Annotated in this window: 12 protein-coding genes and 2 tRNA genes; 8 read left to right on the top strand and 6 right to left on the bottom strand. The window is 45.7% G+C overall.

The window, feature by feature from the left end:
- Positions 1-246 precede the first annotated feature (246 nt).
- From T538_RS0114165 to T538_RS0114140, 6 genes are all read left to right on the top strand, one after another.
- The gene (locus tag T538_RS0114165) at positions 247-2034 is read left to right on the top strand and encodes a DNA polymerase III subunit gamma/tau (protein ID WP_031534762.1); all 1788 of its coding nucleotides are present in this window, start codon (positions 247-249) and stop codon (positions 2032-2034) included.
- A 95-nt stretch (positions 2035-2129) separates the two neighbouring features.
- Positions 2130-4178 (top strand): molecular chaperone HtpG, encoded by a 2049-nt coding sequence (gene htpG, locus T538_RS0114160; protein ID WP_031534760.1) that lies wholly within the window; start codon positions 2130-2132, stop codon positions 4176-4178.
- Positions 4179-4364: 186 nt separating this feature from the next.
- A complete protein-coding gene (locus T538_RS0114155) occupies positions 4365-5162 on the top strand; it encodes a metallophosphoesterase family protein (protein WP_031534758.1) in 798 nt (265 codons plus the stop codon).
- Positions 5140-5790: a hypothetical protein gene (locus T538_RS0114150; RefSeq protein WP_031534756.1), complete on the top strand. Its 651-nt coding sequence runs from the start codon at positions 5140-5142 to the stop codon at positions 5788-5790. Before T538_RS0114155 ends, T538_RS0114150 begins: the two co-directional genes overlap by 23 nt.
- Positions 5791-6041: 251 nt before the next feature.
- A tRNA-Arg gene (locus T538_RS0114145) sits at positions 6042-6115 on the top strand.
- A gap of 35 nt (positions 6116-6150) precedes the next feature.
- Positions 6151-6224: transfer RNA gene (locus T538_RS0114140), tRNA-Arg, on the top strand.
- A 146-nt stretch (positions 6225-6370) separates the two neighbouring features.
- On the opposite strand, the gene T538_RS0114135 is transcribed toward T538_RS0114140, so the two are convergent.
- Entirely contained in the window at positions 6371-6919 is a 549-nt protein-coding gene (locus T538_RS0114135) for a beta-class carbonic anhydrase (RefSeq protein ID WP_031534751.1), read from the bottom strand.
- 100 nt (positions 6920-7019) lie between these two features.
- Between T538_RS0114135 and T538_RS0114130 the strand changes: the two genes are divergently transcribed.
- Both T538_RS0114130 and T538_RS0114125 read left to right on the top strand, forming a co-directional pair.
- Complete coding sequence (locus T538_RS0114130; protein ID WP_031534749.1) at positions 7020-7397, top strand: thioesterase family protein; 378 nt, start codon at positions 7020-7022, stop codon at positions 7395-7397.
- A 5-nt stretch (positions 7398-7402) separates the two neighbouring features.
- Positions 7403-7900, top strand: a complete 498-nt coding sequence (locus T538_RS0114125; RefSeq protein WP_031534747.1) for a nitroreductase family protein — start codon at positions 7403-7405, stop codon at positions 7898-7900.
- A gap of 58 nt (positions 7901-7958) precedes the next feature.
- Here T538_RS0114125 and T538_RS0114120 read toward each other — a convergent pair whose 3' ends face one another.
- From T538_RS0114120 to T538_RS0114095, 5 genes are all read right to left on the bottom strand, one after another.
- Positions 7959-8768 (bottom strand): YqiA/YcfP family alpha/beta fold hydrolase, encoded by an 810-nt coding sequence (locus T538_RS0114120; protein ID WP_031534745.1) that lies wholly within the window; start codon positions 8766-8768, stop codon positions 7959-7961.
- Positions 8769-8981: 213 nt separating this feature from the next.
- The gene (locus T538_RS0114110) at positions 8982-9440 is read right to left on the bottom strand and encodes a ribonuclease H (RefSeq protein WP_231497122.1); all 459 of its coding nucleotides are present in this window, start codon (positions 9438-9440) and stop codon (positions 8982-8984) included.
- A gap of 3 nt (positions 9441-9443) precedes the next feature.
- On the bottom strand, positions 9444-10634 hold the full coding sequence (locus T538_RS0114105) for an MFS transporter (RefSeq protein ID WP_031534741.1): 1191 nt from the start codon (positions 10632-10634) through the stop codon (positions 9444-9446).
- Positions 10635-10639: 5 nt separating this feature from the next.
- Positions 10640-11026 carry a ferritin family protein gene (locus tag T538_RS0114100; protein WP_197025799.1) on the bottom strand — a complete coding sequence of 129 codons (387 nt, stop codon included), beginning with the start codon at positions 11024-11026 and terminating at the stop codon, positions 10640-10642.
- Between the two features lie 142 nt (positions 11027-11168).
- Positions 11169-12083, bottom strand: a complete 915-nt coding sequence (locus T538_RS0114095) for an alpha-1,2-fucosyltransferase (protein WP_031534735.1) — start codon at positions 12081-12083, stop codon at positions 11169-11171.
- Between the last annotated feature and the right edge of the window lie 242 nt (positions 12084-12325).

The following is a 12325-nucleotide window of genomic DNA, read 5'->3' as shown; positions in this document are numbered from 1 at the left end:
CTACCTTCTTCCTACCTTCTTCCTACCTTCTTCCTACCTTCTTCCTACGACGCATATACTAAACGAACAATTTCTGACGAAATTGTTCGTTATAAATCCCTAATTATCATCCGGTTCAGAATTTTCAACTTTCAACTTTCAACTTTCAACTTAATTTTCCCATTGAAAAGATGCTCCGCGTTTTCTTTTTAATCGTTTATTTTCGCTACCTTTGCGCTGAAATCAAGAAAAAAACTTTTTAGGAGAATGGAGAATTTCATTGTCTCGGCAAGAAAATACCGTCCGCAATCGTTCGATACGGTTGTTGGACAGGAGGCGTTGACCATAACGCTGAAGAATGCCATTAAGGAGAAGAAGCTGGCACACGCCTACCTCTTCTGCGGACCGCGAGGCGTGGGAAAGACAACCTGCGCCCGAATCTTTGCAAAGACCATCAACTGTCTGTCGCCAAACCAGAATGGCGAGGCGTGCAACGAGTGCGAGAGTTGCGTGGCGTTCAACGAGCAGCGTTCGTACAACATCATAGAACTTGATGCGGCATCGAACAACAGCGTTGAGGACATACGCAGCCTGTGCGACCAAGTGCGCATCCCGCCGCAGATTGGACAGTACAAGGTTTTCATCATCGACGAGGTTCACATGCTGTCACCATCAGCCTTCAACGCCTTTCTGAAGACGCTCGAAGAGCCGCCGGCACACGCCATCTTCATCCTTGCCACAACCGAGAAGCACAAGATTCTGCCAACAATCCTGAGCCGATGCCAGATTTACGACTTCAACCGAATGTCTGTTCAGGGCATAGTGAACCATCTGACAAAGGTGGCAGAAAAAGAAGGCGTAGAGGCTGAACCCGAGGCTCTCGGCATCATAGCACAGAAAGCCGACGGCGGTATGCGCGACGCGCTGTCAATCTTCGACCAGACGGTAAGTTTTACGCAGGGGCATCTCACTTATGATAATGTAATTAAGAATCTAAACGTTCTGGATTACGACTATTTCTTCAAACTAACCGACCTCGCCCTCGAAAACAAGATTGGCGAGACGATGCTTCTCTTCAACGAGATTCTGGCGAAAGGCTTTCAGGGCGACCACTTCATAAACGGATACGCATCGCACATGCGCGACCTGCTGGTGAGCAAGGACGAGGCAACCATCAAACTTCTCGAAGTGGGCGACAAGATTAAGGAACAATACAAGGAACAGGCAAAGAAATGTAGTGCCGGATTCCTGTACAAAGCCATAAAACTCTGTAACGAGTGCGGACTGAACTATCGCGTAAGCAAAAACCAGCGACTGCTCGTAGAACTCACACTAATAGAGGTGGCGCAGATAACCCAGCCCGACGACGCCGTAGGCTCGGGGCGTGGCCCTAAGAAGATTATCAAACCCATAAAAGAGTTCAGAGTAAAGGTCGATGTAGTGTCGACCGTTGCTGCCGGAACTCACAGCGCGCCACAAGCCGCCACGCCGGCAAGCACGCCGCAGACGCAGGCCCGCAAGATGCCCGAAGGTCTGAACACCACTCTGCCCAAGACGCTGCACCGCGGCAGACCGATGACAATATCGATTACCAATCCGCAGCAGATAAAGACTCAGGCCGACATTGCCGTAGAGAACGCCCGGAAACAGAGCGAACAGAACAACAAGACAATATCTGCCAACGAGCAGAAACCGCTCGAAGACGGCAGTCTGTCGCACTACTGGCGTAACTTCGCAAGCAACATGCTCGGCATAGAAGAGGCGGCAACAAAACAGAGAATGTTCAACTCAACGCTGAAGATTCTCGATGCCAACACCTTCGAGGCGATTGTAGACAACAGCATCGTTCAGGGATACATCGACAATCTGCGTCCGCGAATAGAAAATTACCTGCGCGAAGTTCTGCAAAACTCGGCCGTGACAATGAAGACGAGGGTGAGCGAACGGCAAGAGGTAAAACGAGCCTTCTCGAACAAAGAAAAATTCGACATGATGGTTAAGGAAAACCCAGCGCTGAAGGACCTTCAGGAGATGTTCGGACTGACATTTGCATAAAAAATATGAAAAAAGACCGTGTCAAGAATCAAACTTGGCACGGTCTTTGTTTGGTACAACATGACAAACGATTTTTCAAACTAAAAAAATATATTATGCAGAAAGGTAATATTGGAGTTACAACCGAGAACATCTTCCCGGTCATCAAGAAATTCTTATATAGCGATCACGAAATCTTCCTTCGCGAAATTGTATCAAACGCAGTAGATGCAACACAGAAACTGAAGACTCTGGCTGCAAAAGGCGAGTTTAACGGCGAACTGGGCGACCTTACCGTTCATGTTTCGCTCGGCGAGGGCACAATAACCATCAGCGACCGCGGTATCGGTATGACCGAGGAGGAGATTGACAAATACATCAACCAGATTGCATTCTCTGGCGCAACCGACTTCCTCGACAAGTACAAGGACGATGCAAATGCCATCATCGGTCACTTCGGACTCGGCTTCTACTCTTCATTCATGGTCAGCAAGAAGGTAGAAATCATAACAAAGAGCTGGAAAGAAGGCAGCAAGGCTGTAAAATGGAGCTGCGACGGCTCGCCTGAATTCACTCTCGAAGAGGCTGACAAGAGCGAGCGCGGTACGGATATCGTTCTCTACGTTGACGACGACTGCAAGGAGTTCCTCGAGAAGAACAAGATTCAGGAGCTTCTGAACAAATACTGCAAGTTCCTCGCCATCCCTGTTGCATTCGGCAAGAAGACCGAATGGAAGGACGGCAAGCAGGTTGAAACTGCCGAGGACAACGTGATAAACAATACAACTCCAATCTGGACAAAGAAGCCAAGCGAACTCGAGGACAAGGACTACATCAACTTCTACCACGAGCTCTACCCTATGGCCGACGATCCGTTGTTCTGGATTCACCTTAACGTAGACTATCCGTTCAACCTCACCGGAGTACTCTACTTCCCTAAGATCAAGAGCAACTTCGACCTTCAGAAGAACAAGATTCAACTCTATTGCAATCAGGTTTATGTTACCGACAGCGTAGAGGGCATCGTTCCTGAGTTCCTCACTCTGCTGCACGGCGTTATCGACTCTCCGGACATTCCGCTTAACGTGAGCCGAAGCTATCTTCAGAGCGATGCAAACGTAAAGAAGATTTCTTCTTACATCAGCAAGAAGGTAAGCGACCGCCTGAGCAGCATCTTCAAGAACAACCGCACAGAGTTCGAGGAGAAGTGGGACGACATAAAGATTTTCATCCACTACGGAATGTTGAGCGAGGATGCCTTCTACGACAAGGCAAGCAAGTTCGCACTCTTCAAGGATACCGAGGGCAAGTTCTTCACTTACGAGGATTACGCAACTCTTGTAAAGGGCAACCAGACCGACAAGAACGGCGATGTTGTATATCTGTACTCAAACAACAAGGACGACCAGTACAGTTATATCGAGGCTGCAAAGAACAAAGGCTACAGCGTATTGCTGATGGACGGTCAACTCGACGTTGCACTCATCTCTATGCTGGAGCGCAAACTGGAGAAGACTCACTTTACTCGCGTAGACGGCGATGTTGTTGACAAACTCATCGTTAAGGACGACAACGCAAACAACAATCTCGACTTTGCCAAGTCATCAGTTCTCTCTTCAATCTTCAAGAGCCAGATGCCAAAGATTGAGAAGACCGAATTCAACATCGAGGCTCAGGGCATGGGCGAAAACGCTACTCCTGTAATGATTACGCAGAGCGAGTACATGCGTCGTATGAAGGAGATGGCAAACATTCAGCAGGGCATGGCATTCTATGGCGAGATGCCTACAATGTACAACATCGTGCTCAACAGCGACCACGCCCTCATCAAGGGTATCCTTAGCGACAGCGAGGCAAACACAAGCGCAGCCATCTCTCCTATCGAGGCAGAAATCACTTCGCTCAACGACAAGCGCAAGAGCCTTGAAAAGGCAAAGGAGGGCAAGAAAGACGAGGAAATCCCTCAGGCCGACAAGGATGCTCTTGCCGATGTAACAAAGAAACTCGACGATGAGCGCAAGAAGAAGGAAGAGGTTTATGCAAACTACGCAAAGGGCAATCAGATTGTACACCAGCTCATCGACCTTGCATTGCTGCAAAACGGCATGCTGAAGGGTGAGGCTCTGAACAACTTCGTAAAGCGAAGCGTAGAACTGATAAAATAACATCAGAATCAGCATAATTGACATAAGACAGAATCCTGCAAGTCGTGTAAAACTTGTAGGATTTTTTTCTTCAAAAACTCACACAATCTGTTCTATAACGGAGCACATATAACAGACATTCAATAAATTAACTATCTTTGCAACACTATCATTTTTAACCAAAACCATATAACGACTTTTTAACAGATGAAACATCATTTACTTTTGCTGACGATGCTTCTCGCCTCATGCAGCGATGCCTTCGACATTCACCCTTACGACGTGAATTTCAAAGGCGAGAAGAGCATCAACGAACATCAGATTGAGAAAATTGAAAACCAAATCGGAGACAAAGACACTCTGCGCGTGGCTTTTATCAGCGACACACACACTTGGTACACCGAAACGAAAGCCGAGGTTGCTGCCCTTAACAAGCGCACGGACATAGACTTTGTGGTTCATTGCGGCGACATCACCGACACGGGCACCTCAAAAGAGTTCGAGATTGCACGCAACATTCTCGACGACATCCGCGTGCCGTACGTCACGCTCATCGGAAACCACGATTTTCTCGGAACTGGCGACCAGTCATACCAAGTAATATACGGGCAGATGGACTTCTCGTTCATCGTTTCGCACATAAAGTTCGTATGCCTAAACACCAACGCAACCGAATACGACTACATTGCCGCCGTGCCAAACTTCGACTTCATGGAAACCGAAATAACCAAAGATTCGGCACTGTTCGACCGCACCGTACTTGTAATGCACGCGCCGCCATACAGCGACCAGTTTAACAACAACGTGTGCAAAGCATTCAGAAAATACCTCGATTTCTTTCCCAATCTGATGTTCTGCGTTTATGGGCACAACCACAAAACCGCGCTCAGCTACTTCTACAACGACGACCTTCCTTTTTACGGAGTAGGAAGTGCAGAGAAACGGCAATACAGAATTTTTACATTTACAAAAGACGGATACGATGAAGAAGTTGTTGATTTTTAGTGTTTTCCTGCTATCGTCAGTCATCGGCATGGCAGACAGCATATACACATCCGAGCCCGAATTCAGCGCATACGACAAGCGCATTCACCGCTATCGCAAGCACTGGGCAGCCCTCATCCCTACCCAGTTTGTTATACAGAATGCCGGCAACATGGGACTTGTGTCGGTTGGCAGCGGATGGAACTACGGCAAGCGCAATCAATGGGAAACGCAGTTTTTGATAGGTTTTGTTCCCAAACACCAAAGCACGCGCCCCAAAATAACCACCACTCTGAAAGAAAACTACATTCCGTGGAGTTACGACATAAAACCAGGAGTGAGCATTGAGCCGCTGACAACAAGTCTGTACCTTAATGCAATCTACGGACACGAGTTTTGGAAGAAACAGCCCAGCCGCTATCCCGAAGGATACTACTTTATGTCAACCACATTCAGGTTTAATGTAGCCGTGGGGCAACGCATAACGGTACAAATTCCGCAGAAATACCGACGCTACAACAAAAGCGTGTCTTTCTTTTACGAACTAAGCACTTGCGATTTGTATATTCGCAACAAGGTAATAGACCACATTGTAAAACTGTCCGACATTATCGGTTTGTCGCTTGGCATAAAATTACAGACTCTTTAGGAAAGTTTCTGCAAAAAAAACGAACAAAGGCGACAGGAAAAGCCGCCTTTGTTCGTTCAACAACGCTTAATAATTGATTATCTGAGATTTTCACTTTTCTGCCTTTTTGATACAATAGCCAAAACACAGCCACAACCAAGTACAGAAAGGTTTTTCAGAAATATTTTTTTCAAAAAATTAGGCAAAAAAAATGAAAAACATTTGGAGGTTTCGAAAAAAGTGCGTATCTTTGCATCGCTTTTGAGAAATAAGGCTTCGTAGCTCAACTGAATAGAGCACTTGACTACGGATCAAGAGGTTGCGGGTTTGAATCCCTCCGAAGTCACTTTTTTTCGAGATAAGGCACTATTTTTAAGCGATGGCTTCGTAGCTCAACTGAATAGAGCACTTGACTACGGATCAAGAGGTTGCGGGTTTGAATCCCTCCGAAGTCACTAAGAAAAAGTCCTTTCCAATTCTATTGGAGAGGATTTTTGTTTTTAGCAATTTATTTACCGAATGTTCGCCTACTCATTTCATCCGCACATGCAGATAAAATAAAGCGCCACCAAATTATGCCTGATGACGCTTTGATAAGAATTTATGAATTCAGAACTTCTTCCAACTCTCCCGTTTCCGAATCAATAATAAAGCCACGGACAATGATGTCGCGAGGCATGAGAGGATGCGTCTTTATGGTCTCCACAGTCCTTCTTACCGAGTCGGGAGTATCCCTGAAGCCCTCGAGCCACGCATTAAGGTCTATTCCGCACTTGCGAATTGTATCGAGTGTCTGGTCGGAAACGCCGCGCGACAGCATCTCATCGTGAAAATGCTCGTAACTCATATGGCAAGCTCCGCAATGCGAATGAGCAACAACCATAATCTCCTCAACGCCAAGTTCGTAGACCGCCACGATAATACTTCGCATTGCCGAGTCGAATGCTGAGATAACCAATCCGCCAGCATTTTTGATGATTTTAGCATCGCCATTCTTCAATCCAAGCGCAGCAGGCAGAAGCTCGGTAAGACGAGTGTCCATGCACGACAAAACGGCAAGTTTCTTGTCGGGATACTTGTCGGTAAGATACTTTTCATAACTCTTCGATTCTACGAATTTCTTATTGAAGGCAACAATCTGGTCAATCATAATTTTAAATTTTATAGCAGACAAAAATAATCATTTTAAGCAAGATTCTGAAACACTTTCGTTATTTTTGCAACACTATTAACCATAAACATTAAAAAAAATGATTGAAACAGGACAAAAACATACAAGCGAACTCACAGTTACCGAAGATGTTACAGCCGCAAAGATTGGCTCGGGCGATATGCCTGTGCTTGCCACTCCGGCTATGCTCGCGTTGATGGAAAATGCCGCAATGCTTGCCGTTGCCGACTGTATGGCAGATGGCGAGACAACCGTTGGAGGACACATAGAGTCGTCGCATCTGAAACCTTCGAAAATAGGTGACAAAATTACTGCAACAGCCGAGGTTACAAAGGTAGAGGGCAAGAAAATAGAGTTCAAAGTGAGTGCTCACTGCAACGATATTCTGCTGGGCGAAGGCACTCATCTGAGATTCATCGTTGACCGAAACAGATTCATTGAAAAACTTAACAAATAAGCCTTATGAACTTTTTGGAACTTGTAAAAAACAGATACAGTTGCCGGAGTTACAAGACTCAAGCCATTGAGGAAGAGAAACTCAAATACATTTTAGAATGTGTAAGATTCGCTCCGTCGGCAGTAAACAAACAGCCTTGGAAATTCCGCATCGTAAACAGCAACGACGACAAGGCTAAGATTCAGCAATGCTACGACCGCGAATGGTTCGCCACCGCGCCGACATACGTCATTGCCTCGGTTCTGCACGACGAAGAATGGGTGCGAGCCGACGGCAAACATCACGGAAACATCGACGTTTCCATTGCTGTTGAGCATCTCTGTCTGGCAGCCACCGAGCAAGGCTTGGCTACATGCTGGGTATGCAATTTCGATGCCGAGAAGTGCAAAAATCTATTCGGAATGTCGGAAAACGAAGAACCTGCCGTCCTAATCCCGATAGGATATGCCAACGACCAGCCAAAGGAGAAAAAGCGCAAGCCTTTGGAAGAAATAACAGAATAAGCGTTCGCACAAAAAACAGCCCAAATGCCACTCATTTCACGACATTTGGGCTGATTTTTTATCTGTCAATCTCGGTGAATCGGGCAAACCGTCGTCCGTCGCGCTCAATGTTCTCGAAGAACATCTTTTCGGGGCGAACCCAATACTGTTCATCGCCGTAAAGAGCCTGATATACAACCATTCGCTCCTTTGTTTCGGAGTCGAAAGCCGTACGGACATAGCGATACATTCCGCCCTTGAAATGCTGAAAATATCGCGAGCCGTCATCTCCCCTCTGAAACATCAGAAGCATTTTCTCAATCAGCGGAACATACCAAGTGCCAACCTCGTCGGCAGTCGGGGTATGACCGCCCGGAAAGTGGTATGCGCAGTTGTAATGCTCAAGAAACAGAGGCTCGTAATGCGCCAGAGTATCCTGCTCGCCAAACAATCCCCAAACCCTTTCCTTGTAGTACGGATTGCAGAAACTGAACTGATTTTCTTCGAGTTGCGCAAACTCGGCAATCAGCGTTTCGTCAATCACAAAACGCTGTTTTCCGTCAGAGCGCAGAGATTTGTACTCGTGCTCCCCTATCCGCTCTTTCAGAAACTTCGTCATTTCGAAATGCGGATTTCCAAGTAACGCCGGAATACCCACAATCGGGGCAATTATCTGCCCATAGAACGAGCCGCAACTGTTGCCTACGAGCAAATCGGGTTTCTCGCGGTCGCAGATTTGCCTTATCTGCTCCAAAGCATCTTCGGGATGCAATGGCAAATCAGGCGTCAGGACTTGAAACCTATCGGACAGTTTTTCTCGCAATGCGACTGCCGGAACACATTCACCACTGGCAAAGAATCCGTGCAGAAATAGTATTTTCTTATTCATAACAAATCTTTTTGTCTCTAAAATTCAATATCGGCATTATGACAGATTTCTGCCAGATGCTCTACAAAATCTTCTTCCGAAGGATTTGTGTCGTCGATGAAGAAAATCATCTCGTCGAGAGCCTCGCGCGACTACGACAGAACGAACAATGCTATGGTTATCAAGCCATTGCTATATCCGCGCTCTTCCATCATCGCGCTGAGTGCCAATTCTTTACTTGTCATTTTTAAGTCTTTGCTTTTTCATTGCCTCGTGCGCCATTTCGTGCGTCTGGGGCAGTTGTTGATATTTATGAAAAGGAACGATTTTGACAATCACATTATTATGTTTCTGCTTAATCTCAATGCATCGGCCTATCAAATCAGCATTTGCCGATTTCTCAGTTGGCATCTTGTCAAAATTCTGCTGAATGTACGACACGTTTGTAACGAAAACAATGTCAGAACGTTCGGGCAGAAACTCCATAGCACGAACCATAACCGTCAGAATCATGCGGAACTCCGTTGTGCCCGAATCAGCCATAACAAACGTATCTACAAAGCCTTCAGAATTCTCGATGATATACGCCCCGGCGCTCTCGCGATTGCTGCTGTTATAGTCGCACGAGCCGCCCACCCACACGTAGAATGTGCCCGGATTCATCCGCAGTTTTACTTCCTTTTGCCTTATCATTTTCTACTTTTTAGACGGTACTTTGATTGTTGCCGCGTACGCACTGTTGCAGAGTCCGAGCAATGCCGAAATCAGGAACAGAGTCTCGACTCCAAGGACCTTCCATATCCATCCGCCAAGAAGGGCTATAAATATGGTTATCAGATGGTTTACTGATATTCCAGTAGATATTGTCGCGCGCATTTCGTCACGGCTGTCAGAGATGTCCTGAACATAAACATTAGATGCCATCGACGCCAACGAAATTACAGAATCGAGCACATAGTTAACGCAACAGACAATGAATGCGGTCTGCATCGAAAACAGATGATGCGCGTATCCGTAAAAGAAACAAACGACGACAAGAATGAGAGTGTCGGCAATCATAACCGACTTATATCCAACACTATCAATAATTTTTCCTACCATCGGAGCCAAGACAAAGCACGCAATTGCCGAGACCGCAAATAGCAGACTGACAGTTCCGGCATCGGCTCCGTAAAACAGAATCAAAACGTATGGGCCAAACGTGAAAAATACTTGCTTGCGAGCACCGTAAAAAACCTCGAGCATATAGTATTTCGTAAACTTCTTTCTGAAATAAAAGCGGCTCTTTGTCTTGTCGGCCTTGCTTTCGCCCGTAAGCCGAAGGCTCACAAGCATGGCTACCAGCATGAATACCGCCGCCACAACGAATGTTGGGACAAACAGATTGCTGCTCTGAACAAGAGCAAAAGCCACAATTACAGCCACATATCCCAGCAGATTGCCTATCTGATAAATCGAATTCTGATAGCCGAGCGCCTGTCCGCCTTTGCCTTCGCGCGAATACTCGAGCGAGAGCGTATTCTTCATGCCAAGTTGCATATGCTCGCCCGTTGAATAAATGAAAATAGCAAGTATAACCATCCATTTCACCGGCGAAATGAAAGTCTGCATGGTCATTCCCACAACCATTATGAACATTCCGATTTTGTACACTCGCTCGGCGGTAGACTTGTAGAACAGAGCCAGAATAAAGATAAGCATCAGTCCCGGAAGTTCGCGGAAAAATTCAGTTACGCCCCTGTCAAATTCTTGAATTTTAACAACTTCTGCCATATAGTTATCGATTACGCCCTTGTAAAGTCCGAAACCGATTGCCGAAAGCAGAAGCGAGAAAAAGAAAGAACGGTAACATGATTCTTCCTTAAAGATATTTGTAAATCGTTTCATCTCGCCTACTTCTGGATTAGTGCCGAAACGATATCGCCATGTCGTTTTTCATCATCCTTAACACTCTGCACTTCAGGAAATTCGCTTATCAGATGCTCGTATGCCACGGCAGCATCATATTCGCCCTTCGCAATTACTTTATACAGGCGGTTGCGCCCAAAAACGTAGTAAAGAGCGACTATCAGATACGATTTTGCCTTTCCGGGCTTGAGAGCCTCCTTTGTGTAACGGTGAAAGACGCTTGCATGTCTGCCCTCTTCTTTTGCCAGCTGCACGAAGACTACCCTCTCCTCTTCGGTCTTCACGATTTTTGCCAATCGCTGATACATAAGCACAGCATCCAACTCGCCTTGTTGGCTGCGCAATAGTTCTTTTTTTTGTTGTTGTGTCATTTTTATGTTTGTTTTCAAGTGTGAAATCTGCAAGAGAATGCAAAATTACACAAAAAACGCCAAACAACTTAATAACACACAAAAATTGTGGCGAACGCAGAAAAGCATATTTACAATAACCTTCAGAAAAGGCTATGAAATATCATTTTACAACGAAATTTACACCATCTAAATCAATCAGTTGCTTTCCATTCCTGAATTTCCGATAGGTTTCAATTTCCGAAAAATCATCTGCCAGACTAAATTCGTTCTTCTCTCCGCACAACAACTTCAACGGAACACCGCCATAGAAAGATGCCCACTGAGAATAAGTTGACGGCGGACCGGCAATATAGTCGCACTTTGAGAGCAGATACAAATCGCAGATGCCACTGCTTTCGCTGTTGTAGTAAAATGAAAATCCATCGGTACATTCTGGCGGAACGGTTTCGTTTGATGTAACAACAAAGAAGATCTTCTCGCCTACATTCTGATGCACAATCTCTTGCATCACATCGTGATAGAACGAGAAATCGTAATAATACTTCGCCTCGCGCCAAATTTTGTAGTCGCCACGACGGATATGTATTCCCACAATCTTGCAGCCATCATTCTCTTTTCTGATGCTATTTATCGTCTTGTCGACATATTCAAGAACATCTGGTTGCGGAGCGAAGCATCTCCTTATCACGTCCTTATGTTTAGCAACGAATCTGTCGTCGAAACGGCTTTTCCACGAATTTACGAATGTCAGAAATTTTTCGCTTCCGTTGAGCATCGAAGTCGGAACGCCGTAAACGCCACTATTTACCGAATCATAATAAACTTCATCGCCACTTTTTCCGCGAAGAATGGCAACGAGTTTGTTCAGTCTTCGCGACATGACATTCTTTCCGGCGTTATCGGTCTCGAACACCGACCTTATATATTTATGAAAATCGGGGAAAAGCGAACTGTACTTGCTGCAAAAGAACAGCAACATCAGACTTTGATTGTGCTCCGCGCAATAGGCAAGAACCGGCGACAAGGCAAAAAGTCTGTTACAAAGTTGATTTTCGTGATTAGAAACAATTATCATCAGATTTTATTTTTCTGCAAATATAATAAAACATCGCGACTTAGCCCGATGAGGGCGAACAAAAATCAGACAATTAAACAAACGGACATCCGTGAAAAAATAAAGGGGAACGAATCCCCTTTATTGCGTATTCGGATTACCCCCCCTCGCCAGGCTGGTGTCGACTCATAACAGCCTTTCGACCTCTCGACATCACAAATGTAATGAATACATCTGTAAAAAACAAGACTTTTTTACTGAAA

Origin of the sequence: Bacteroides sp. Ga6A2, from assembly GCF_000702225.1 — a bacterium.
Classification (GTDB): domain Bacteria; phylum Bacteroidota; class Bacteroidia; order Bacteroidales; family Bacteroidaceae; genus Ga6A1.
The sequence above is the reverse complement of the archived record's forward strand: the minus strand, read 5'-3'. Positions and strand labels throughout refer to the sequence as shown.

Excerpts from the sequence above, each read along its gene's own strand:
- T538_RS0114165 (WP_031534762.1), top strand. The coding sequence starts at position 247 with ATGGAGAATTTCATTGTCTCGGCAAGAAAATACCGTCCGCAATCGTTC.
- htpG (WP_031534760.1), top strand. The coding sequence starts at position 2,130 with ATGCAGAAAGGTAATATTGGAGTTACAACCGAGAACATCTTCCCGGTC.
- T538_RS0114155 (WP_031534758.1), top strand. The coding sequence starts at position 4,365 with ATGAAACATCATTTACTTTTGCTGACGATGCTTCTCGCCTCATGCAGC.
- T538_RS0114150 (WP_031534756.1), top strand. The coding sequence starts at position 5,140 with ATGAAGAAGTTGTTGATTTTTAGTGTTTTCCTGCTATCGTCAGTCATC.
- T538_RS0114135 (WP_031534751.1), bottom strand. The coding sequence starts at position 6,919 with ATGATTGACCAGATTGTTGCCTTCAATAAGAAATTCGTAGAATCGAAG.
- T538_RS0114130 (WP_031534749.1), top strand. The coding sequence starts at position 7,020 with ATGATTGAAACAGGACAAAAACATACAAGCGAACTCACAGTTACCGAA.
- T538_RS0114125 (WP_031534747.1), top strand. The coding sequence starts at position 7,403 with ATGAACTTTTTGGAACTTGTAAAAAACAGATACAGTTGCCGGAGTTAC.
- T538_RS0114120 (WP_031534745.1), bottom strand. The coding sequence starts at position 8,768 with ATGAATAAGAAAATACTATTTCTGCACGGATTCTTTGCCAGTGGTGAA.
- T538_RS0114110 (WP_231497122.1), bottom strand. The coding sequence starts at position 9,440 with ATGATAAGGCAAAAGGAAGTAAAACTGCGGATGAATCCGGGCACATTC.
- T538_RS0114105 (WP_031534741.1), bottom strand. The coding sequence starts at position 10,634 with ATGAAACGATTTACAAATATCTTTAAGGAAGAATCATGTTACCGTTCT.
- T538_RS0114100 (WP_197025799.1), bottom strand. The coding sequence starts at position 11,026 with ATGACACAACAACAAAAAAAAGAACTATTGCGCAGCCAACAAGGCGAG.
- T538_RS0114095 (WP_031534735.1), bottom strand. The coding sequence starts at position 12,083 with ATGATAATTGTTTCTAATCACGAAAATCAACTTTGTAACAGACTTTTT.